We start from the raw sequence: 22,250 nt of genomic DNA, 5'->3' as shown, positions 1-22,250 counted from the left end.
GCCCCGGCCGGTCCCGCGGGCTCCACCGCGTACGCAACGCCTGCACACACCCCCTTAGACTCGGTCCCCGGACAACCCCCCGGGGGCGCGGCGGGGGCCAAGCCACACGGAAGCACGGGAAGAGATGTCGGCACCCAACAAGTCGTACGACCCAGTCGAGGTCGAGGCGCTGAAACCGGACGTGATCGAGCGGCAGCGCGACGAGGCGCTCGCCGCGATCGCCGCGGCCGGCAGCCTCGACGCGCTGCGCGAGGTCAAGGTCGCGCACGCGGGCGACCGTTCGCCGCTCGCGCTCGCCAACCGGGAGATCGGCGCCCTGCCCCCGCACGCCAAGGCCGCCGCGGGCCGGCTCGTCGGCCAGTCGAGGGGCGCCGTGAACAAGGCGCTCGCCGCCCGCCTGGCCGAGCTGGAGGCCGAGCGCGACGAGCGCGTCCTGGTCGAGGAGGCCGTGGACGTCACGCTGCCCCACGACCGCGTGCCCGCCGGGGCGCGGCACCCCCTCACGACCCTCGCCGAGCGCATCGAGGACATCTTCGTCGCGATGGGCTACGAGGTCGCGGAGGGCCCGGAGGCCGAGGCCGAGTGGTTCAACTTCGACGCGCTGAACATCGGGCCCGACCACCCGGCCCGCTCCCCGCAGGACACGTTCTTCGTCGAGGGGGCCGCGCGGGACCGTGACTCGGGCCTGGTGCTGCGGACGCAGACCTCGCCGGTGCAGATCCGTTCGATGCTGGACCGCGAACCCCCGATCTACGTCATCTGCCCCGGCCGGGTCTTCAGGACGGACGAGCTGGACGCCACGCACACCCCGGTGTTCCACCAGGTCGAGCTGCTCGCGATCGACAAGGGCCTGACCATGGCCGACCTCAAGGGCACCCTGGACCACATGGTGCAGTCGCTGTTCGGCGAGGGCATGCGCACCCGGCTGCGGCCCGACTACTTCCCGTTCACCGAGCCGTCCGCCGAGATGGACATGGTGTGCTTCCGCTGCCGCGGCGAGTCCGTCGGCAACCCGGACAGGACCTGCCGCACCTGCTCGAACGAGGGCTGGATCGAGCTGGGCGGCTGCGGCGTGGTCAACCCCCGGGTGCTCGTCGCCTGCGGCATCGACCCCGAGGAGTACAGCGGCTTCGCGTTCGGCTTCGGCATCGAGCGGCTGCTGATGTTCCGGCACAACGTCGCCGACATGCGCGACATGATCGAGGGGGACGTGCGGTTCACCCGCCCGTTCGGGATGGAGATCTGATGCGCGCCCCGCTTTCCTGGCTGCGCGAGTACGTCGACCTGCCCGCCGCGGTCACCGGCCGCGACGTGGCCGAACGGCTGATCGCCGCGGGTCTTCAGGTCGAGACCGTGGAACGGCTCGGCACCGACATCACCGGCCCGCTCGTCGTCGGGCGCGTGCTGGCGATCGAGGAGCTGACCGAGTTCAAAAAGCCGATCCGCTACTGCCAGGTGGACGTCGGCTCGGCGAACGGCACGGGGGAGCCGCAGAACATCATCTGCGGCGCGCGGAACTTCCGCGAGGGCGACAAGGTCGTCGTCATCCTGCCGGGCGGCGTGCTGCCCGGCGGGTTCGAGATCACCGCGCGCAAGACGTACGGCAGGGTCTCGGAGGGCATGATCTGCTCGGTGCGCGAACTGGGCATCGGGGACGACCACGACGGCATCCTGGTGCTCCCGCCCGAGCACGAGCCCGGAACCGACGCCATCGAACTGCTCGAACTGGTCGACGAGGTGCTCGACATCTCGGTGAACCCCGACCGCGGCTACTGCCTGTCGATGCGCGGCGTCGCGCGGGAGACCGCCACCGCCTTCGGACTCCCGCTGCGCGACCCGGCGCTGCTCGACGTGCCGCAGGCCAACGACGCGGGCCACCCCGCGCGGATCGAGGACCCGGGCGCCTGCGACCGGCTCGTGGTGCGCACCGTGCGCGGGCTGCGGCCCGGCGCGCGTTCCCCGCTGTGGTTGCAGCGGCGCCTTCAGAAGGCGGGCATGCGGCCCATCTCGCTGGCCGTCGACGTCACCAACTACGTGATGCTGGAGATCGGCCAGCCCCTGCACGCCTACGACCGCGCCCGCCTTTCCGGGCCGATCACGGTGCGCCGGGCCAGGCCGGGCGAGAAGCTGACCACGCTCGACGGAGCGGCCCGCGCCCTCGATCCCGAGGACCTCGTCATCACCGACGGCTCCGGCCCCATCGGCCTGGCCGGCGTGATGGGCGGCGCGGACACCGAGATCGCCGACGCGCCGCAGTCCGGTGAGGCCGGCGGCACCAGCGAGATCGTGCTGGAGATCGCCCACTTCGACCCGGTCGCGGTGGCGCGCACCGCCCGGCGGCACAAGCTGTCGAGCGAGGCCGCCAGGCGCTTCGAGCGCGGCGTCGACCCGGAGGCGGCAGCCGCCGCCGGGCAGCGCGCCGTCGACCTGCTCGTCCTCCTGGCCGGTGGCACGGCCGACCCGGGCGTCACCGAGGCCGGCGCCGCGGCACCGCCGCGCGGCATCGTCATCCGCGCCGACCACCCCGACCGGGTGGCCGGGGTGGTCTACGGGCGCGAGACCGTGGTGCGCAGGCTCCAGGAGGTCGGCTGCCAGGTCACCGGCACCGACGAGCTGACCGTCACCCCGCCGAGCTGGCGTCCCGACCTCACCGACCCCAACGACCTGGCGGAAGAGGTCATCAGGCTGGAGGGCTACGCGGCGCTGCCCGCCACGCTGCCCCGCCCGCCCGCGGGCCGCGGGCTGAGCCCGCGGCAGCGGCTGCGCCGCAGGATCGGCCGCGCCCTGGCCGGCGCCGGGTACGTCGAGGCGCCGAACTACCCGTTCGTGGGCCCGGCGGCGTTCGACGCGCTCGGACTGGCCGAGGGGGACGACCGGCGCCGCACCGTCGCGCTGGTCAACCCGCTCTCCGACGAGGAGCCCTGGCTGCGCACCACGCTGCTGCCCGGGCTGCTCGACGCGCTGCGCCGCAACGACGGCAGGGGCAGCCACGACCTGGCGCTGTTCGAGACGGGCCAGGTGTTCCTGCCGACCGGGCACGAGGGCGGCGCGGCCCGGCCGCCGGTCACGGCCCGCCCCTCCGACGAGGAGATCGCCGCCCTGGACGCGGCCCTGCCGAGCCAGCCCCGCCGGGTCGCCGTGGTCCTCGCGGGCGCCAGGGAGCAGGCCGGCTGGTGGGGCGGCGGCCGGCCCGCCGACTGGGCGGACGCCGTCGAGGCGGCCCGCGTCGTCGCGCGCGAGGCGGGCGTCGAGCTGAGCGTGGAGAACGCCCAGTACGCGCCGTGGCACCCGGGCCGCTGCGCCGCGCTCCACGTGACCCTGCCGGGCGGCGAGCGGGTGCTCGTCGGCCACGCCGGCGAGCTGCACCCGCGCGTGGTGAAGGCGCTCGGCCTGCCGGAGCGGACCTGTGCGATGGAGGCCGACCTCGACCGGATCGCGGAGGCCGCCGCGGGCGTGCCGCCGGCGCCGCCGGTGTCGTCGTTCCCGGTGGCGACCCAGGACGTCGCCCTCGTGGTCGACGCGTCCGTGCCCGCGGCCGACGTCGAGGCCGCGCTGCGCGCGGGGGCGGGTGAACTGCTCGAATCCATCCGGCTGTTCGACGTCTTCACCGGCGAGCAGCTGGGCGCGGGCCGCAAGTCGCTCGCCTACGCGCTGCGTTTCCGGGCGGGCGACCGCACCCTGACCGCCGAGGAGGCCGGCGCGGCCCGCGAGTCGGCCGTCGCCGCCGCGGTGGAGCGCACCGGGGCCGCGTTGCGCGGCGCCTGACACCGCGCACCCGCCCCGCGCCGCACCCGTCACCGGGCGCGGCGCGGGGCGGCGTCGTGCCGGGGCGCCCGCGCCTCAGCCGGCCGCCGGCAGGGGAGCGGCGCCGCGCCCGGTGCCGAGGCCGCTCATCAGGTCGCCGTGCCGCTCCAGCCGGGCGGGCAGGTCGGCGAGGGTGAAGGCGAGCCGGTCGGGGTCCGCGCACTCCTCGACCTCCTCCCAGGTGACCGGCGCGGAGACGAACGGGGCGGCCCTGGCCCGCAGCGTGTAGGGCGTCGCGGTGGTCTTGCGCGCGGCGTTCTGGCTGTGGTCGATGAACACCCGGCCGGGACGCAGGCGCTTGGCCATCGTCGCGATGGCGAGGCCGGGCAGGGCGGCGGTGGCCTCCTCGGCCAGCGCCCTGGCGTAGGCCGAGACGGCGGCGGACGGCGCCGTGGGCCGCAGCGGGCACAGCAGGTGCAGCCCCTTGGCGCCCGAGGTCTTCGGGTAGGCGGTGAGCCCGTCGGCGGCCAGCCGGTCGCGCAGCCAGCGCGCCACCTCGCAGCACTGCACGACGGTGGCCGGCGCCCCGGGGTCGAGGTCGAGAACGAGCCGGTCGGCCATGGCCGGGTCGGCCGCGCGCCACTGCGGGGTGTGGAACTCCGCCACGAGGTTCGCCGCCCACACCAGCGCGGGCAGGTCGGCCACGACGAGCTGCCGCTGGGTGCCGCCGCCGGAGCGCGGCACCTCCGCGGTGTTCACCCAGTCGGGCGTGCCGGGCGGGACGTTCTTGGTGAAGAACGTTCCGCCGTCCGGGCCGTCCGGGTAGCGCAGCAGGCTGAGCGGGCGGTCCGCGAGGTGGGGGAGGAGGACGCTCCCGTGGACCGCGTAGTAGTGCAGCAGCTCTCCCTTGGTGGTGCCGTCCGGGTGGATGACCTTGTCCAGGTTCGACAGCGGCAGGCGGCGTCCCTCCACGGTGACGACAGGCATACCCTGAGAGTGGCACGAAAGGGGTAGATGGTGCGAACGATATGGAAAGGGTCCATTTCATTTGGTCTGGTGACGATTCCGATCAAGGTGGTCGGTGCCACGGAGAACCACTCCGTGTCCTTCCGCCAGATCCATACCTCCGACGAGGGCCGCATCCGGTACCGCAAGGTGTGCGAGCTGGACGGCGAGGAGGTGCCGAGCGACGAGATCGGCAAGGGCTACGAAACGGGGGACGGCACCCTCGTCCAGCTCACCGACGACGACCTGGCCGCGCTGCCCCTGCCCACGGCCAGGACCGTGGAGATCCTCGGCTTCGTGCCGGTCGCCGACATCGACCCCTACCAGCTCGACCGTTCGTACTACCTGACGGCCGACGCGGGCGCGGCCAAACCCTACGTGCTGCTGCGGGAGGCGCTGCGCCGCGCCGGGCGGGGCGCCATCGCCAAGCTCGCCATGCGCGGCCGGGAGACCCTCGCCCTGGTCCGGGCCCTGGACGACGAGGACGTGCTCGGCATGCACACCCTGCTGTGGCCGGACGAGATCAGGCCGGCCGCCGGGCTGGCCCCCGACGAGCAGGTGACCGTGCGCGACGCGGAACTCGACCTGGCCGACACCCTGATGGACACCCTGGGCACCGTCGACATGGCCGAGCTGCGCGACGAGTACCGCGAGGCGGTGGAGGCCCTGGTCGGCGCGAAGCTCGCGGGCGCCGAGCCCGACCTCGGCGCGTTCGCCGCGCCCGAGGGCGGCAAGGTCGTCGACCTGATGGCCGCGCTTGAGGACAGCGTCCGCAGCGCCCGCGAGGCGCGCGGGGAGGACACGGAGGAGCGCGAGGCCACCATCACCCCGATCAAGAAGTCCGCGAAGAAGGGCGCGAAGCGGACCGAGAAGCAGACCGGCGCGAAGAAGACGGCGAAGAAGGCGCCCGCCAAGAAGGCGGCGCGGTCCAAGCAGGCGGAGCGGCAGGGCGGCGAGGGCGAGGGCGCGGACAAGGGCCAGGGACGCGGCACGCCCGCCAAGAAGAAGGCGGCGGGCCGCAAACGCGCCTCCTGAACCGCGCGGGCCCCCGCCAGGGCCGCCGGCTCAGCCCGCCGGGTACGGGTAGAAGCCGGCCCCCGACTTCCTGCCCAGCTGCCCCGCGGCCACCATGCGCAGCAGCAGCGGCGGCGGCGCGTACAGCGGCTCCTTCAGCTCCGCGTACATCGACTCGGCGATGGACACCACCGTGTCGAGGCCGATCAGGTCCGCGGTCTTCAGCGGCCCGAGCGGGTGCGCGCACCCCTGCTCCATCCCGCTGTCGATGTCCTCGCGGCTCGCGGCGCCCGACTCGAACATCCGCACGGCGGCGAGCAGGTAGGGGATGAGCAGCGCGTTGACCACGAATCCGGACCGGTCCTGCGCCCGGATCGGGTGCTTGCCCAGCACGTCGGACACCAGCCGCTCCGCCCGCCTGACCGTCTCCTCCGACGTGGTCAGCGCGGGGATCAGCTCGACGAGCCGCTGCACCTGCGCGGGGTTGAAGAAGTGGATGCCGAGCACCTGCGCGGGGCGCGTGGTCGCCACCGCGAGGTTCACCAGGGGGATCGCGGAGGTGTTCGACGCGAGCAGGGCGTCCTGGCGGGTCACGACCTGGTCGAGCACATGGAAGATCTCCGTCTTCACCTGCTCGCTCTCGACGACCGCCTCGATCACCAGGTCCCGGTCGGCGAACTCGCCGAGATCCGTCGTGAACGTCATCCGCTCAAGCGCCGCGTCCCGTTCCGCCCCGTCGAGCTTGCCGCGCGCGACGGCCTTGTCCAGCGAGTTGACCAGGCGGGTGCGGCCCAGTTCGAGCGCTTCCCCCGTGGTCTCCGCCACCCGGACGTCCAGGCCGGCCCGCGCGCAGACCTCGGCGATCCCGGAACCCATCTGGCCGCAGCCGACGACTCCGACCCGTTCGATATCGGTCACACCAGACCCCTCCGCCGATCCTTCCGCATCCCCAGACCGTACCGCCTGCGGCGCGTCGGCCGCTCGGGGGGCGCAGGCGACCGCCCGCGCCCCCCGAGTCCGTGCCGGGTCGCTCAGCCGGTGGCGCAGGCGGTGCCGTCGACCGCGAACGCGCGCGGCACCTCGTTGCTCCCCGACCAGCTGCCGGTGAAGCCGATCGTGGCGGAGGCCCCGGGCGCCAGGGTCGCGTTCCACGCGGCGGGGGAGACGGTGACGTCCGCTCCGCTTTGCGCGTAGGTGCCGTTCCACAGGTGGCCGATGCGCTGCCCGGAGGGGAACGCCCAGGTCAGGCGCCAGTCGGACAGCGGCTCTTCGCCCGTGTTCCGCAGCGTGACCTCACCCTGGAAGCCGCCCTGCCACTGCCCGCTCACGCGGTAGCCCACCGAGCAGTCGGCCTCGGCCGGCGGCTCACCTGGGCCGGGACCGGGACCGGGACCGGGGCCGGGGCCCGGCTCGCCGCCGCCGGACTCCGAGGTGTCGCCGTAGATCACACCGCGCCCGTTCGTACCGATGTATACCCGGCCGAACACGTCCGGGTCACCGGTGATCGCGGAACCGGTCCAGGCCCACTGGTGCTCGTCGTCGTTGATCCGCTCCCAGGTGGCGCCCGCGTCCAGGGACCTGTGGATGCCGCGCACGCCGTCGACGACGCCGCTGCTGTACAGCGCGTGGTAGTCGGCGCCCGGCGCCGCGGCCCCGAACCCGATGTTGTCCGCCGCGATGCCCTCGACCTCGGTGAACGTGGCCCCCGCGTCCGTTGAGCGCCACAGGCCGCCGCCCGCCACCCACACGTCGCCGCGCGCACCCGGCACGGCGGCGAAGCGGACGTCGCCCGTGGGCAGCCCGGTGGCGGCCGAGGCGCTGAACGTCGCGCCGCCGTCCGTGCTGACGTAGAAGGTGCCGCCCGCGATGCCGTAGAACACGTCGGGGTCGACGCGGTCCGCCTCGACCCTGGCGCCCTGCGGCAGCCCGCGGGACGCGGTCCAGCTGTTGCCGAACCCGACCGAGACGTGCGGACCCGCGCCCTCGGCCGGGCTCCACACGAACCGGCTGCCGTCCGCCGCCGCGGCCACGGTGCCGCCCGTGGCGCCCGAGGGCGCGGTGCCCTGGAACCAGGTGGACCCGCCGTCGGTGGAGAAGCCGACCAGCGGGGCCGTTCCCTCGCCCACGTGGTTGCCCACGCGCACGACGGTGCCGGGGGACAGCTCGGCGAAGTCCAGGCTCGTGGTCGTGCCGAACGCCGGGAACATCGCGTCGGGCACCCGCTCCACGTCGGTGTGCCGGAAGCCGCCCACGTCGCCGAGGCCGCTGAGCACCTCGGTGGCGCCGGGCGGCGCGGCCAGGTCCTGCACCGAGGTCTCCTCAAGGCCGCGCACCATGGGCCGCACGGTGAAGGTCTCGTCGCGGTCCCAGTTGGTCAGTTCCGTGGTGCCGTACAGCGTCGCGCCCGTGCCGTACATCAGCCGGTCGGAGTCGAACGGGTCGATCTCCATGCCCTCGGTCATCCACCCGAGCTTCGGGGTCTCCTCGGGCGGCTGCGGGTTCGAGCCGAACGTCAGCCACGGGAACTCGGAGATGTCCATCTCGTAGCGCTTGGCGCGCTCGGGGTAGGCGCCCCACGACCACGCCTGCGTCCAGTTCTCGCCGCTGTCGGTGGACCGGAAGATCTGCGTGTCGGGCCACCACGAGCTGTAGCCCGTCACCATGACGGTGCCCGGGTTCTGCCGGTCCACGGTCAGGCCGCTGAAGCCGAACCAGCGGTCGCCGCCGGCCGGGACCGGCGACACGTCGGTCCACGTGCCGTCCGCGGTGTCCAGGCGCCACACCTCGCCGTCCTCGCCCGCGTACGGGCCCGGGTTGTCGCTGGTGGCGATGTACAGGTGGCCGTTCTCCTCGTCGAGCACGCCCTTGTGCGGCAGGAAGCCGGTCGGCTGGCCCGGCACCGCCTGCCACGTCGCGCCGCCGTCGGTGGAGCGGTAGACGCTCTCCTCCAGGTCGGCCACGCCGGCGTACAGGGTCTGCGTCGGACTGCCGGGCGAGCCGGTCGCCGGGTCGAACGTGATCCAGGCGACGCCGATGATGTCGTTCTCAAGTCCCCAGGGGTCGTCCGGGTTGAGCACGTAGTCGCCCGGGTTGGGGAAGGAGGCGACCTCGGCCCACGTCTCCCCGGCGTCCGTGCTGCGCCACAGGCCGTGGCCGCTCGGCGCGCCGAGGTACAGCACGTCGTTGTCGTTCGGGTCGACCACGAGCCGCTCGCCCATGCCGCGCCCCGGCATGTTCCCGCCGAGCTTGAACGGCAGTTCGCTGGTCTGCCAGGTCTCGCCGCGGTCCGAGGAACGCAGCACCGCGCCGTTGTTGGGGTCCCAGTCGTTGGTGTAGGTGCCGACCGCCGCGTAGACGCGGTCCGGGTCGACCGCGTCGGTGGCGATCGAGGCGACGCCCGAGTAGCCCCACTCGTCCCAGCCGACGTGGTCGAGGAGCGGGATCCACTCCTGCTCGGCCTCGTCCCAGCGGTAGGCCCCGCCGATGTCGGTCCGCGCGTAGGCGAGGCCGGGTTCCGAGCGGTTGAAGACGATGCCGGGGACGAAGCCGCCGCCGCCGATCTGCGCGTTGTCCCACGTGTAGTGTTCGGCCGCCGCGGTCCCCGGCGCCCTGCCCGGGTCGGCGGCCCGGGCCGCCGGGGCCGTGGCCGCGGCCGTGCCGGCCGTCAGCAGCCCGCCGGTGAGTGCCAGGCCGGCCAGCAAGGCCGTGGCCGGTCTCCTTCTGCGCACGCTGGTGCTCCTCTCCGCGCTCCGCCGCGCACGGCGGTGGTGGATCTGGGGGGTGGGCAAAGCAGTGGGAGCGCTCCCAAGCGTGTCGCTGATGTTAACTGTCGAATGTTGTTCGCATAAGGGGTGTGTCCGCGAGGAAGGCGTGGAGGATCGGCGTCACCCTGTGCTGGGTATGCGTGACGGTGGGAGACGAAAGGGGGCAGGACATGGGACGTATCAGCCGCAGGGGTCTGGCCGTCGCGGCCTTCGGAACGGTCGCGGGGGCGCTGACGCTGAGCCGGGCCGCGGCCCACGTGCCGTTCGGGGCCGCCGGCCGGCGGCGGGAGCGGGACGTGCCGGAGATGCGCGGCATGTGGATCGCGACCGTCGCCAACATCGACTGGCCCGGCGGGCAGGGACTTCCGGCCGACGAGGCGCGGGCGGAGCTGACCGGGCTGCTGGACGCGGCGGCCGACTGGCGGCTCAACACCGTGTTCCTCCAGGTCCGTCCGACCGCCGACGCGCTGTGGCCCTCGCCGCACGAGCCGTGGTCGCAGTGGCTCACCGGTGAGCCCGGGCGCGACCCGGGCTGGGACCCGCTGGACTTCGCCGTCCGCGAGGCGCACAGCCGCGGCCTCGACCTGCACGCCTGGTTCAACCCCTACCGCGTCGCCACGCACGGGGACATCGGGCGGCTGGCGGAGGGCCACCCGGTCCGCGAGCACCCCGACTGGGCCGTGCGCTACGGCGGGCGGCTCTACTACAACCCCGGGCTGCCGGAGGTCAGGGCCTTCGTGCAGGACGCCATGATGCACGCGGTCGAGTCCTACGACGTCGACGGCGTGCACTGGGACGACTACTTCTACCCGTACCCGGTGGCGGGCGAGGAGTTCGACGACGACGCGGCGTTCCGCGAGCACGGCGGCGACTTCGGCGACCGCGGCGACTGGCGTCGGCACAACATCGACCTGCTCGTGCGGGAGATGGGCGACCGGGTGCGCGCCGCCCGGCCCGGCATCCCGTTCGGCGTGAGCCCGTTCGCCGTCTGGCGGAACAAGGCGACCGATCCGCTCGGCTCGGACACGCGCGGCGGGGTCCAGACCTACGACGACCTCTACGCGGACGTGCGGGCGTGGGTCAAGGGCGGGCTGCTCGACTACGTGATGCCGCAGGTGTACTGGCACATCGGCCACGAGGCGGCCGACTACGAGACGCTCGTCCGCTGGTGGTCGGACGTCGTCGGGGGCACCGGCACGGCGCTGCACATCGGGGAGGCGATCTACAAGGCGGGGGATCCCGCGCAGCCCGAGGCGTGGCAGGATCCGGCCGAGTTGTCGCGCCACCTCACGCTGTGCCGCGACCTCGCGAACGTCGGGGGGCACGTCTTCTACTCGGCGTCCCAGGTCGTGGCCGATCCGGTCGGCGCCATGAGCCGCGTGCACGAGGACCACTACCGCGACTGACAGGACCGGCCGGGGCCCGGCCTGGTTCAGCCGACCGGTACGCCCGGATTGACCAGGCCGTTCCCTCCGGTGACGGTGTTGTCGCCGGTGACCGTCACCGGGCAGGTGGCCGGGTCGTGGCGGGTGACGTTGATCGCGTAGCGGTCCGGTCCCGTGGCGCCGGTGAGGTCCGCGTGGTTGTCGCGGAAGACGGTGCCGCAGCCCCAGCCGTCGCGCACCTGGTGGGTCTGGAACCCGTCGTTCGTGGTGCGGGTGCCGGTGTTGCCCTCGACGAGCACGTCGTTGCCCTTGATGTCGACCCAGGAGTCGTCGTAGTGGGCGCCGGTCAGGCCGCTGCCGTCGAAGGTGTTGCCGATGATCCTGGCCCCGGTCGTGCCCTCCTTGATGTCGACGTTCTCGCCGCCGATGCCGGGCCCGAGGTGGTTGCCCTGGATGAGGACGTGGTCGCTGCGGTCGTCGGTGTCGCCCGCGCTGCCCACGTAGACGCCCTCGCCCATGCCGCGGCCGTCGGTGCCGGTGTCGTGCACGCGCGAGTCGCGCAGGGAACCGTGGGAGCTTGAGTCGCGGAAGTGGACCGCCTCCATCGCCAGGTCGTGCAGGGTCACGCCGGTGATGTGCACGTGGTCGGAGGCGTCCATGACGATGCCCTTCTGGCCGCCGGTGACGGTGAAGCCTGACAGGTTCCAGTGGGCGGCGCCGTCGAGGTGCAGCCCGTAGCCGCCGCGGGCGGTCAGCACGGCGCCGGCCGGGCCCGTCAGCGTGATGGGGGCGTCGGCGGTGCCGTCCGCGGTGGCGTCGAAATTGCCCCGGTAGGTGCCGGCCGCGAGGCGGATCGTGTCCCCGGGCGACGCGTCGGCCAGGGCCGCTGCCAACTGCTCGGCGTCCGCCACCTCGACGACGGCCGTCGCCGCGTGCGCGGCGACGGCGGGCGGGGACAGCGCCGTCAGCAGGCCGGCCGCGCACACGGCGGCGCACGCGTGCGGACGGCGGGCGGTGGCGCGGGCGGGGCGGACGGGCATGGCGCTCCTTCACACGAGGGCGGCCGGGCGCGGGCGCGCGGGCCGGGGAGGAGAAACGACGCTCGGAACCGGAACCTACGAACGCCGCCCGGGACCGTCAAGGCGGGCGCGGCCCGTTGGCGGGGCGCCCGCCGCCGGGCCGCGGTCGCCCCGAACGGCGGGCGCGGCCGGGTGCCGGGCCCGGCCGTCAGGCGCCGACGTAGGCCGCGAGGTGCTCGCCGGTGAGGGTGGACCGGGCGGCGACGAGATCGGCTGGCGTGCCCTCGAACACGATCCGGCCGCCGTCGTGCCCGGCCCCTGGGCCGAGGTCGATGATCCAGTCGGCGTGCGCCATGACCGCCTGGTGGTGCTCGATGACGATCACCGACGTGCCGGAGTCGACGAGGCGGTCGAGCAGGCCGAGCAACTGCTCGACATCGGCGAGGTGGAGCCCTGTGGTCGGCTCGTCGAGAACGTAGACACCGCCCTTCTCGCCCATGTGGGCGGCCAGTTTGAGCCGTTGCCGTTCGCCGCCCGACAGCGTGGTGAGCGGCTGGCCGAGTGCGAGGTAGCCGAGCCCCACGTCGGCGAGCCGGCCGAGGACGGTGTGCGCGGCGGGGGTGCGCGCCTCGCCCGCGCCGAAGAACTCCTCGGCCTCGGCCACCGACATCGCGAGCACCTCGCTGATGTCCCGCCCGCCGAGGCGATGGTCGAGCACCGACGCCTGGAACCGCTTCCCGCCGCACTCCTCGCACGGGGTGGCGACGCCGGCCATCATCGCCAGGTCGGTGTAGACGACGCCGGCCCCGTTGCACTGCGGGCAGGCGCCCTCGGAGTTGGGGCTGAACAGGGACGGCTTGACGCCGTTGGCCTTGGCGAACGCCTTGCGGATCGGGTCGAGCAGCCCCGTGTAGGTGGCGGGGTTGCTGCGCCGCGAGCCGCGGATCGCGTCCTGGCCGACCGCCACCACTCCCGCGCCCGCCGGGACCGACTCGCGCACGAGCGAACTCTTGCCCGAGCCCGCGATGCCGGTGACCACCACGAGCACCCCGAGCGGGATGTCCACGTCGACGTCGCGCAGGTTGTGCGCGGCGGCGCCCCGGATCTCCAGGGCGCCGGTGGGCGTCCGCACCGTCTTCTTGAGCGCCGTCCGGTCGTCGAGGTGGCGGCCGGTGAGGGTGCCGCTGGCCCGCAGTCCCGCCGGGGTGCCCTCGAAGCAGATCTCGCCGCCGGAGGTGCCGGCGCCGGGGCCGAGGTCGACGACGTGGTCGGCGATGGCGACGACCTCGGGCTTGTGCTCGACGACCAGCACCGTGTTGCCCTTGTCGCGCAGCCGCAGCAGCAGGTCGTTCATCCGCTGGATGTCGTGCGGGTGCAGGCCGGTGGTGGGCTCGTCGAACACGTAGGTCACGTCCGTGAGGCTGGAGCCGAGGTGGCGGACCATCTTCACGCGCTGCGACTCGCCGCCCGACAGCGTGCCGGAGGGCCGGTCGAGCGAGAGGTAGCCGAGCCCGATCTCCACCAGCGAGCCGAGCAGGTCGCGCAGCGCGCCGAGCAGCGGAGCGGCGGACGGCTCGTCGAGACCGCGCACCCACGCGGCCAGGTCGCTGATCTGCATCGCGCAGGCGTCGGCGATGCTGATCCCGGCGATCCGGGAGGAACGGGCGGCCTCGTTGAGCCGCGTGCCGCCGCAGTCGGGGCAGTCGGTGAACGTGACGGCGCGGTCCACGAACGCCCGGATGTGCGGCTGCAACGCCTCCCGGCTCTTGGTGAGGAACGACTTCTCGACCCGGGGGATGAGCCCTTCGTAGGTCAGGTTGGTGTTCTCGATCCTCACCTTGGTCGGCTCGCGGTGGAGGAAGTCGTGCAGCTCGGTCTCCGAGTAGTCACGGATCGGCTTGTCCGCGTCGAGGAACCCCGAGGCGGTGAAGACGCGCACCGACCAGCCGTCCGCCTTGTAGCCGGGAACGGTGATGGCGCCCTCGGCGAGGGACTTGTCCTCGTCGTAGAGCTGGGCCGGGTCGATGTCGCTCACCCGGCCCATGCCCTCGCAGGCCGGGCACATGCCCCCGGTGACCGTGTACGTCCGGCGCACGGTCGCGCGGTCACCGCGCTCGACGGTGATCGCGCCGCTCGCCCGCAGCGAGGCGACGTTGAAGGAGAACGCGTTGGGCGAGCCGACGTGCGGCTGCCCGAACCGGCTGAACAGGATGCGGAGCAGGGCGTTGGCGTCGGTGGCCGTGCCGACCGTGGAGCGGGCGTTGGCTCCCATCGGCTCCTGGTCGACGATGATCGCGGTGGTCAGCCCTTCGAGCAGGTCGGCGTCGGGTCGCGCGAGCGCCGGCATGAAGCCCTGGACGAAGGCGCTGTACGTCTCGTTGATCATCCGCTGCGACTCCGCGGCGATCGTGCCGAAGACCAGCGAGCTCTTGCCCGACCCCGAGACACCGGTGAACACGGTCAGCCGGCGCTTGGGGAGGTCGACGCGGACGTCCTTCAGGTTGTTCTCGCGCGCGCCCCGCACCCGGATCAGGTCGTGGCTGTCGGCGGCGTGCGGCGCGGCCGTCCGTTCGCCGTCCGCGCGCGGCCCGGTCGCTGTCACCGGGCGTCCCGGCGCGGCTCCTGGAGGCGGACCAGGTTGCCCGCGGGGTCGCGGACGGCGCAGTCGCGCACGCCGTACGGCTGCTCGGCGGGCTCCTGCACGATCTCGGCGCCCCCGGCCCGCAGGCGTTCGAAGACGCCGTCGAGGTCGGTGGCCGCCAGGAGGATGCCGGCGTAGGTGCCCTTGGCCATCATCTCGACGATGGTGCGCCGTTCCTCCTCGGTGATGCCCGGGTCGGCCGCGGGCGGTTGCAGGACGATCGAGGTGCCGGGCCGGCCGGGGGGACCGACGGTGATCCAGCGCATGCCGTCGTAGCCGACGTCGTCGCGCACCTCGAAACCGAGGAGGTCGCGGTAGAAGGCGAGCGAGGCGTCCGGGTCGTCGTGCGGGAGGAAACTGGCGTGAATGGTGACGTCCATGGCGGCCACGTTAGGCGCGGCCCGCCACCTGCGCTTCTCGATTCCTGACCGGTCGGGTCACCTGCTTCGCCACGCACGACGGGATGCCTGCCGTCGCCCGGGCCGCCCGGCGCCGGTAGGCGCTCGGCGGCATCCCGACCAGCTCGGTGAACCGGGTGCTGAAGGTGCCGAGCGAGGAGCAGCCGACGGTGAAGCAGACCTCGGTGACGCTGAGGTCGCCGCGCCGCAGCAGCGCCATCGCGCGCTCGATGCGCCGCGTCATCAGGTAGCCGTACGGCGACTCGCCGTAGGCGCGCCGGAACGCGCGGCTGAGGTGCCCGGCCGACATGTGCGCGCCGCGGGCGAGGGCCTCCACGTCCAGCGGCTGCGCGTACTCCCGGTCGATGCGGTCGCGGACGCGCCGCAGTGCGGCGAGGTCGCGCAGCCGCGCCTCGGTCGGTCTGCTGGTCACCCGGCGATCGTGCCACGGCGCGCCGCGCGTGCCCAAGGCGGCCCGCTGCGGTGCGGCCCGCTGCGGCGGTGCGGCCGGGACCCGCGTGCGCCCGGGACCGGCCCAGGCGCGTAACCTCCGCCAGGGGGCGTGCGCAGGCGCGCGGCCGTTGCAGAAGGGGGCTTGTGGTGTTCACGTGGCGTCGGATCGGGGAACGGGACTTCCCGCTGCTGCGGTCATGGCTGGAGCAGGCCCACGTGCGGCGCTGGTGGAACCACGAGACCTCGGCGGCGGCGGTGGCGCGCGACTTCGGCCCCGCGGCGCGGGGGGAGGAGCCCTCCGAGGACCTCCTCGCGTTCCTCGACGGCCGCCCGGTCGGCCTGGTGCAGCGTTCACGCCTGTGCGACTACCCCGAGTACCTGGCCGAGTTGGCGGCCGTCGTCCCGGTGCCCGACGGCGCGATGACCATCGACTACCTGATCGGCGCGCCCGAGGACACCGGCCGGGGCGTCGGAACGGCGATGCTCCGCTCCGTCGTCGAGCGGACGTGGACCGAGCACCCGGCCGCCCCGTGCGTCCTCGTTCCCGTGGTGGCGGCCAATCGCGCTTCGTGGCGCGCCTTGGAGCGCGCGGGGCTGCGCCGGGTCGGCGCCGGGGAACTGGAGCCGGACAACCCGGTCGACGACCGGGCCCACTACCTCTACCGCGTGGACCGGCCGGGAAGCGGAGGCTGACGGGGCGGCGGCGCCGCCGCGCTCCGGCGTCCGGTGCGGCTACGGGCGTCCGCGTTCCATGTCGATCAGGTACTTCCCCCGGACGCCGCCGGCTTCGAGTCTTCTGTGCGCCTCCGCGACACCGGTCGCGGGGAAGACCGAGTCGACCACCGGCCGGACGCTCCCCGCCTCGGCGAGGCGGGTCAGTTCCGCTATCCGGTCCGCCGAAGGGTTGTTGCTGAAGAGCTTGAACCGCCGCGGTGCGACGGCTGCCCGCGCTCCGGACGCGAGGATGGAGGTGAGCAAGCGGTCGGGGTCGAAGGCGAGGGCCACCATGCGCCCCCTGCGCGTCAGCCGCGCCCGATAGGCGCGCAGATCGGTGCCCACGACATCGAGGATCACGTCGAACCGCTCCAGGTCCTCGGGCCGCGTGGTGCGGTAGTCGCGTGCCTCGTCGGCTCCGAGCGCGGTGACCCAGGCCAGGTTGCCGGCCGAGGCGAGGGCGGTGACGTGGGCGCCGATGGCCTTCCCCAACTGGACCGCGATGCTGCCGACGCCTCCGGTCGCACCGCGGACCAGGAGCCGTTCCCCGGAGGCGAGCCGCGCCTTGTCGGTCAGCGCGGTCAGCGCGGTGGTGCCCGAGACGGGAAGCGCGGCGGCTTCGAGGAGGCTCAGGTTCTCCGGTGCCCGGGCCAGCCGCTCCTGGGGAACGGAGACGTAGTCGGCCATGGAGCCGAAGGCGAAGTGGGGCATGAGTCCCCACACCGCGTCCCCGGCCCGCCAGGTCCGGACACCGGGCCCGACCGCCGAGACGCGGCCGGTGAAGTCGCCGCCCGTGCGGCGAGGGAATCCCGCCCGGCTGACCCTCCGCAGCCGGCCCGAGCGGAAGGCGATCTCCCCCGCGTCCACGCTGGCGGCGCGGACCTCGACGAGCACCTCTCCACGGCCCGGCCGCGGGACGGGCACCTCGTCGACGCGTAGCACCTCGGGCGGGCCGAAACGGTCGTACTGCACGGCACGCATGGCGTGCTCCCCTCACTCTCGGCAAAAGTGGGGTGGCACCCCACTTTCCTTCGGCTACAGTAACCGGAGAGGCGCCCCATTTCGCACACCGCAGGAGGCCAGCGTGGCCGAGCCCGCCCGGCGGCGCCCCATGCGCGCGGACGCCCGGCGCAACCGCGACCGCATCGTCGCCGCGGCCCAGGAGGTGTTCGCCGCGGACGGCGCCCGCGCCTCGCTGGAGGAGATCGCCCGCCGTGCCGGGGTGGGGTCCGCGACGCTGCACCGGCACTTCCCCACCCGGCGCTCCCTGCTCGACGTGGTCTTCCACGACCGCGTCGAGGCGCTCTGCGCCAAGGCCGGGGAGCACGCCGACCGGAGGGAGCCGGGTGACGCGCTCGTCGCCTGGCTCGGCGACCTCAACGTCTACGCGGCGGCCAGCCACGGACTCGTGTCCTCGCTGCTCCGCGACGGTCCTGACGCCGACCTCCTGAAGCGGAACGACGACTGCCAGGCGATGATCACGGCCGCGGCCGGAGAACTCCTGGACCGCGCGCAGCGGGCGGGCGCGGCGCGCCCCGGTGTGCGCGTCGAGGACCTGCTCGCGCTGGTCAGCGCGCTGTCGCTCGCCGCCGAGCAGCGCGATGACGACGAAGGCCGGGCGAACAGGCTGCTGGACATCGCCGTCAACGGCGTCCTCCTGCCCCGGTGACGCACCCGCCCCGGGGCGTTCCCCGGGGCGCGCTCGCGCCTGACCGGCCGGCCGCGCCGGGCGTCTCCCACCCGGGCACCATTGCATAAAACTGCCGTGCTGCGTATAGTCATGCTACTCACTCTTGAGGAGGCGATGGTCGTGCGAGCTGCGGTGGCGGGAGCGAGTGGCTACGCGGGAGGGGAACTCCTGCGGCTGCTCCTGGGACACCCCGAGGTCGAGATCGGGGCGCTGACCGGTCATGCCAACGCGGGACAGCCCCTCGGGGCGCTCCAGCCGCAGCTGGGGCCGTTGGCCGACCGGGTGCTGGCGCCGACCTCGGCCGAGTCCCTGGCCGGACACGACGTCGTGTTCCTCGCCCTGCCGCACGGGCAGTCCGGGGCCCTCGCGGCGCAGCTCGGGGACGAGACGCTGGTCATCGACTGCGGCGCCGACTTCAGGCTGTCCGACGCGGCCGACTGGGAACGGTTCTACGGTTCCCCGCACGCGGGGACCTGGCCCTACGGGCTGCCCGAGCTGCCCGGCGCGCGGGACGCGCTCAAGGGCGCCCGGCGCGTCGCGGTCCCCGGCTGCTACCCGACGGCCGTGACCCTGGCCCTGTTCCCCGCCTACGCCGCCCGCCTCGTCGAGCCCGAGGCCGTCGTCGTCGCCGCGAGCGGCACCTCGGGCGCGGGGCGCTCCCTCAAGACCCACCTGCTCGGCAGCGAGGTCATGGGGTCCATGAGCCCCTACGGCGTCGGCGGCACGCACCGCCACACGCCCGAGATGATCCAGAACCTCTCCGGCGTCGCGGGGGAGCGGGTGTCCGTCTCGTTCACCCCGATGCTCGCCCCCATGCCCCGCGGCATCCTCGCCACCTGCTCGGCCGCGGCGCGCCCCGGCGTCACCGCGGCCCGGCTGCGGGAGACCTACGAACGGGCGCTGGCCGCCGAGCCGTTCGTCCGGCTGCTGCCCGAGGGGCAGTGGCCCAGCACGGCCGCCGTCGCCGGCTCCAACGCGGTCGCGGTCCAGGTCGCCCTCGACGAGGCCGCCGGGCGCGTCATCGCGATCAGCGCCGTCGACAACCTCACCAAGGGCACCGCGGGCGGCGCGGTGCAGAGCATGAACCTCGCCCTGGGCCTCCCGGAGGAACTGGGCCTCTCGACGATCGGAGTGGCGCCGTGAGCGTGACCGCAGCACAGGGATTCACCGCGGCCGGTGTCGCCGCAGGCATCAAGGACAGCGGCCTCGACCTGGCCCTCGTCGTCAACCAGGGGCCGCGCTCCGCGGCGGCCGGCGTGTTCACCAGCAACCGTGTCAAGGCCGCCCCCGTCCTGTGGTCGGAGCAGGTGCTCAAGGGCGGCAGCGTGACGGCCGTCGTGCTCAACTCAGGCGGCGCCAACGCCTGCACGGGCCCGCTCGGCTTCCAGGACACCCACGCCACCGCGGAACGCGCCGCCGACGTGCTCGGACTGAACGCGGCCGAGGTGGCCGTGGCCTCCACCGGCCTGATCGGCACCAGGCTGCCGACCGAGAAGCTGCTCGCCGGGGTCGGCACCGCCGCCGCCGAGCTGACCGCGCACGGCGGTGAGCGCGCCGCGCTCGCCATCATGACGACCGACACCGTGCACAAGACCGCCGTCGTCGAGGGCGAGGGCTGGCGCGTCGGCGGCATGGCCAAGGGCGCGGGCATGCTCGCCCCCGGCCTGGCGACCATGCTGGTCGTGCTCACCACCGACGCCGACGTGGAGGCGCCCGCGCTCGACCGCGCGCTGCGCGCCGCCACCCGCACCACCTTCGACCGCGTCGACTCCGACGGCTGCATGTCCACCAACGACACGGTGCTGCTGCTGGCCTCGGGCGCCGCCGGCGTCACGCCGGACGAGGCCGAGTTCGCCGAGGCCGTGCGCGCCGTCTGCGCGGACCTCGCGCTCCAGCTCGTCAAGGACGCGGAAGGCGCGTCCAAGGACATCCGCGTCGAGGTCGTCGGCGCGGCCACCGAGGACGACGCCCTGGAGGCGGCCCGCTCCATCGCCCGCAACAACCTCCTGAAGTGCGCGGTCCACGGCGAGGACCCCAACTGGGGCCGGGTGCTCGCGGCCGTCGGCACCACCTCGGCCGCGTTCGAGCCCGACCGGCTCGCCGTCGCGATCAACGGGGTCTGGGTCTGCCGTGACGGCTCCATCGGCGAGGACCGCTCCCTGGTCGACATGCGCTACCGCGAGGTCACGATCACCGCCGACCTCGGCGCGGGCGACGCGTCGGTCGTCGTCTGGACCAACGACCTCACCGCCGACTACGTCCACGAGAACAGCGCCTACTCCTCATGACCCACGCCCCCGCCCGCAAACACACCGCGCTGCCCAAGGCGCGCATCCTCATCGAGGCCCTGCCCTGGCTGACCCGTCACCACGGCAAGACCGTCGTCATCAAGTTCGGCGGCAACGCCATGGTCGACGACGACCTGAAGGCCGCGTTCGCCCAGGACGTCGCGTTCCTCAGGCACGCGGGACTGCGCCCCGTCGTCGTGCACGGCGGCGGACCGCAGATCACGGCGCAGCTGGAACGGCTGGGCCTGACCTCCGAGTTCCGCGCCGGTCTGAGGGTGACGACCCCCGAGACCATGGACGTGGTGCGCATGGTGCTGGCCGGCCAGGTCCAGCGCGAACTGGTCGGGCTGCTCAACCGGCACGGACCGCTGGCCGTCGGCATGACGGGCGAGGACGCCCGGCTGATGTCCGCGGTGCGCCGCTACGCCGACGTCGACGGGGAGCGGGTCGACATCGGCCGCGTCGGCGACGTCACCGAGGTGGACACAGGAGCCGTCCGCGCGCTGCTCGACGACGGCCGCGTCCCGGTCATCTCCTCCATCGCCCGCAGCGCCGACGACGAGAGCGTCTACAACGTCAACGCCGACACCGCCGCCGCCGCGCTGGCCGCCGCCCTCGGCGCGGAGACCCTGATGGTGCTGACGGACGTCGAGGGCCTGTACGCCGACTGGCCGGCGAGCGACGAGGTGATCAGCCGGCTCACCGAGAGCCAGCTGGAGAAGCTGCTGCCCGACCTGGCCAGCGGCATGGTGCCGAAGATGGAGGGCTGCCTCTTCGCGGTCCGCAACGGCGTGCGGACCGCGCGCGTCATCGACGGCCGGGTCCAGCACTCCATCCTGCTGGAGATCTTCACGGACGAGGGCATCGGAACGATGGTGGTGCCCGACGCGGCAGCCAAGGGAGAGCCGACATGAGCAACGCACCCGCCCACCCCGCGCCGGCCGCCGGCAACGCGTCGTTCGCCGCCCGCTGGCGCGGCGCGCTGATGGACAACTACGGCACCCCCCGGCTGGCCCTCACCCACGGCGAGGGCGCCCGGCTGTGGGACGCGGACGGCAACGCCTACCTGGACTTCGTCGGCGGCATCGCCGTCAGCTCGCTCGGCACCGGCCACCCGGCCGTCGTGCGGGCCGTCTCGGAGCAGATCGCGCGCCTCGGCCACGTGTCGAACCTCTACATCGCCGAGCCCCCGGTCGCCCTGGCGGAACGCCTGCTCGGGCTCGCGGGCCGGCCGGGCCGCGTGTTCTTCTCCAACTCGGGCGCCGAGGCGGTCGAGGCCGCGTTCAAGATCGGCCGGCTCACCGGTCGCCCGCACATGGTGGCCACCGAGGGGGGCTTCCACGGCCGCACCATGGGCGCGCTCGCGCTCACCGGGCAGCCGAAGAAGCAGCAGGGGTTCGGGCCGCTGCCCGGCGAGGTCACGCACGTCCCCTACGGTGACGCCGACGCCCTGCGCGCGGCGGTCACCGAACGCACGGCGCTGGTGATCATCGAGCCCGTCCAGGGCGAGAACGGCGTGGTGGTGCCGCCCGAGGGCTACCTGACCGCCGCGCGCGAGATCACCGGGGCCACCGGGACCCTGCTCGTCCTCGACGAGGTGCAGACCGGCGTCGGCCGGACCGGGCACTGGTTCGCCGGGCAGGCGGAGGGCGTGGAACCCGACCTGGTCACGCTCGCCAAGGGCCTCGGGGGCGGCCTGCCGATCGGCGCCACGCTGGCGTTCGGCGCCGCCGCAGAACTGCTGGCGCCCGGCGGGCACGGCTCCACCTTCGGCGGCAACCCGGTCGCGTGCGCCGCCGCCCTGGCCGTGCTCGACACCATCGAGTCCGAGCACCTGCTCCAGCGGGTCAAGGAGGCCGGGGAGCGGCTGCGCGACGGGATCTGGCGCCTGGGCCACCCCTTGGTCGACCGGGTCAGGGGCGCCGGGCTGCTGCTCGGTATCGTGCTCACCGAGCCCCGCGCCCCCCAGGCGCAGCAGGCGGCTCAGGACGCCGGACTTCTGGTGAACGCCGTCGCCCCCGACGTGCTGCGGCTCGCCCCGCCGCTGATCATCGGCGACGCGGAGATCGACGCGTTCCTCACGGCCCTGCCCGGCGTTCTCGACATCGTGGACACGGCGAGCGGAGAGCGATGAG

General features: G+C 73.9%; 18 protein-coding genes. 10 read left to right on the top strand and 8 right to left on the bottom strand.

Annotated features, from left to right (window positions below; all coding sequences use genetic code 11):
* Positions 1-124: 124 nt before the first annotated feature.
* On the top strand, positions 125-1,246 hold the full coding sequence (gene pheS, locus LC193_RS02410) for a phenylalanine--tRNA ligase subunit alpha (RefSeq protein WP_226070936.1): 1,122 nt from the start codon (positions 125-127) through the stop codon (positions 1,244-1,246).
* Positions 1,246-3,765, top strand: a complete 2,520-nt coding sequence (pheT, locus tag LC193_RS02405) for a phenylalanine--tRNA ligase subunit beta (protein ID WP_226070926.1) — start codon at positions 1,246-1,248, stop codon at positions 3,763-3,765. Before pheS ends, pheT begins: the two co-directional genes overlap by 1 nt.
* Positions 3,766-3,840: 75 nt before the next feature.
* Here pheT and ligD read toward each other — a convergent pair whose 3' ends face one another.
* Entirely contained in the window at positions 3,841-4,731 is an 891-nt protein-coding gene (gene ligD, locus LC193_RS02400) for a non-homologous end-joining DNA ligase (protein ID WP_226070924.1), read from the bottom strand.
* A 30-nt stretch (positions 4,732-4,761) separates the two neighbouring features.
* Here ligD and ku point away from each other — a divergent pair, with 30 nt between their 5' ends.
* Positions 4,762-5,784 (top strand): non-homologous end joining protein Ku, encoded by a 1,023-nt coding sequence (gene ku, locus LC193_RS02395; protein ID WP_226078452.1) that lies wholly within the window; start codon positions 4,762-4,764, stop codon positions 5,782-5,784.
* Positions 5,785-5,814: 30 nt separating this feature from the next.
* Here ku and LC193_RS02390 read toward each other — a convergent pair whose 3' ends face one another.
* Positions 5,815-6,681, bottom strand: coding sequence for a 3-hydroxybutyryl-CoA dehydrogenase (locus LC193_RS02390; RefSeq protein WP_226070922.1), 867 nt, complete (start codon positions 6,679-6,681; stop codon positions 5,815-5,817).
* A 113-nt stretch (positions 6,682-6,794) separates the two neighbouring features.
* Positions 6,795-9,491: a cellulose binding domain-containing protein gene (locus tag LC193_RS02385; RefSeq protein WP_318842122.1), complete on the bottom strand. Its 2,697-nt coding sequence runs from the start codon at positions 9,489-9,491 to the stop codon at positions 6,795-6,797.
* A gap of 206 nt (positions 9,492-9,697) precedes the next feature.
* Here LC193_RS02385 and LC193_RS02380 point away from each other — a divergent pair, with 206 nt between their 5' ends.
* Complete coding sequence (locus LC193_RS02380; protein ID WP_226070920.1) at positions 9,698-10,933, top strand: glycoside hydrolase family 10 protein; 1,236 nt, start codon at positions 9,698-9,700, stop codon at positions 10,931-10,933.
* A 26-nt stretch (positions 10,934-10,959) separates the two neighbouring features.
* On the opposite strand, the gene LC193_RS02375 is transcribed toward LC193_RS02380, so the two are convergent.
* The 4 genes from LC193_RS02375 to LC193_RS02360 all read right to left on the bottom strand — a co-directional run bounded on the left by LC193_RS02375 (position 10,960) and on the right by LC193_RS02360 (position 15,403).
* Positions 10,960-11,952 (bottom strand): right-handed parallel beta-helix repeat-containing protein, encoded by a 993-nt coding sequence (locus LC193_RS02375; protein ID WP_226070918.1) that lies wholly within the window; start codon positions 11,950-11,952, stop codon positions 10,960-10,962.
* Positions 11,953-12,139: 187 nt separating this feature from the next.
* Positions 12,140-14,533, bottom strand: coding sequence for an ATP-binding cassette domain-containing protein (locus tag LC193_RS02370; RefSeq protein ID WP_226070916.1), 2,394 nt, complete (start codon positions 14,531-14,533; stop codon positions 12,140-12,142).
* On the bottom strand, positions 14,530-14,952 hold the full coding sequence (locus tag LC193_RS02365; protein ID WP_226070914.1) for a VOC family protein: 423 nt from the start codon (positions 14,950-14,952) through the stop codon (positions 14,530-14,532). Before LC193_RS02365 ends, LC193_RS02370 begins: the two co-directional genes overlap by 4 nt.
* 10 nt (positions 14,953-14,962) lie before the next feature.
* Positions 14,963-15,403, bottom strand: a complete 441-nt coding sequence (locus LC193_RS02360) for a helix-turn-helix transcriptional regulator (RefSeq protein WP_226070912.1) — start codon at positions 15,401-15,403, stop codon at positions 14,963-14,965.
* Between the two features lie 167 nt (positions 15,404-15,570).
* Between LC193_RS02360 and LC193_RS02355 the strand changes: the two genes are divergently transcribed.
* Positions 15,571-16,116 carry a GNAT family N-acetyltransferase gene (locus tag LC193_RS02355; protein WP_226070910.1) on the top strand — a complete coding sequence of 182 codons (546 nt, stop codon included), beginning with the start codon at positions 15,571-15,573 and terminating at the stop codon, positions 16,114-16,116.
* Between the two features lie 39 nt (positions 16,117-16,155).
* Here LC193_RS02355 and LC193_RS02350 read toward each other — a convergent pair whose 3' ends face one another.
* Entirely contained in the window at positions 16,156-17,118 is a 963-nt protein-coding gene (locus tag LC193_RS02350; protein WP_226070908.1) for an NAD(P)-dependent alcohol dehydrogenase, read from the bottom strand.
* 103 nt (positions 17,119-17,221) lie between these two features.
* Here LC193_RS02350 and LC193_RS02345 point away from each other — a divergent pair, with 103 nt between their 5' ends.
* From LC193_RS02345 to LC193_RS02325, 5 genes are all read left to right on the top strand, one after another.
* Positions 17,222-17,806 carry a TetR/AcrR family transcriptional regulator gene (locus LC193_RS02345; RefSeq protein ID WP_226070906.1) on the top strand — a complete coding sequence of 195 codons (585 nt, stop codon included), beginning with the start codon at positions 17,222-17,224 and terminating at the stop codon, positions 17,804-17,806.
* Between the two features lie 135 nt (positions 17,807-17,941).
* Positions 17,942-18,970, top strand: a complete 1,029-nt coding sequence (argC, locus tag LC193_RS02340) for an N-acetyl-gamma-glutamyl-phosphate reductase (protein ID WP_226078450.1) — start codon at positions 17,942-17,944, stop codon at positions 18,968-18,970.
* Positions 18,967-20,115: a bifunctional glutamate N-acetyltransferase/amino-acid acetyltransferase ArgJ gene (gene argJ, locus LC193_RS02335; protein WP_226070904.1), complete on the top strand. Its 1,149-nt coding sequence runs from the start codon at positions 18,967-18,969 to the stop codon at positions 20,113-20,115. The genes argC and argJ overlap by 4 nt, the downstream gene beginning before the upstream one ends.
* The gene (gene argB / locus LC193_RS02330) at positions 20,112-21,029 is read left to right on the top strand and encodes an acetylglutamate kinase (protein ID WP_086161519.1); all 918 of its coding nucleotides are present in this window, start codon (positions 20,112-20,114) and stop codon (positions 21,027-21,029) included. Before argJ ends, argB begins: the two co-directional genes overlap by 4 nt.
* Positions 21,026-22,249, top strand: coding sequence for an acetylornithine transaminase (locus LC193_RS02325; RefSeq protein ID WP_226070902.1), 1,224 nt, complete (start codon positions 21,026-21,028; stop codon positions 22,247-22,249). The genes argB and LC193_RS02325 overlap by 4 nt, the downstream gene beginning before the upstream one ends.
* The last annotated feature ends 1 nt before the right edge of the window (position 22,250 follow it).

Origin of the sequence: Streptomyces marincola (assembly GCF_020410765.1) — a bacterium.
GTDB classification, from domain to species: Bacteria; Actinomycetota; Actinomycetes; order Streptomycetales; family Streptomycetaceae; genus Streptomyces; species Streptomyces marincola.
The sequence above is the reverse complement of the archived record's forward strand: the minus strand, read 5'-3'. Positions and strand labels throughout refer to the sequence as shown.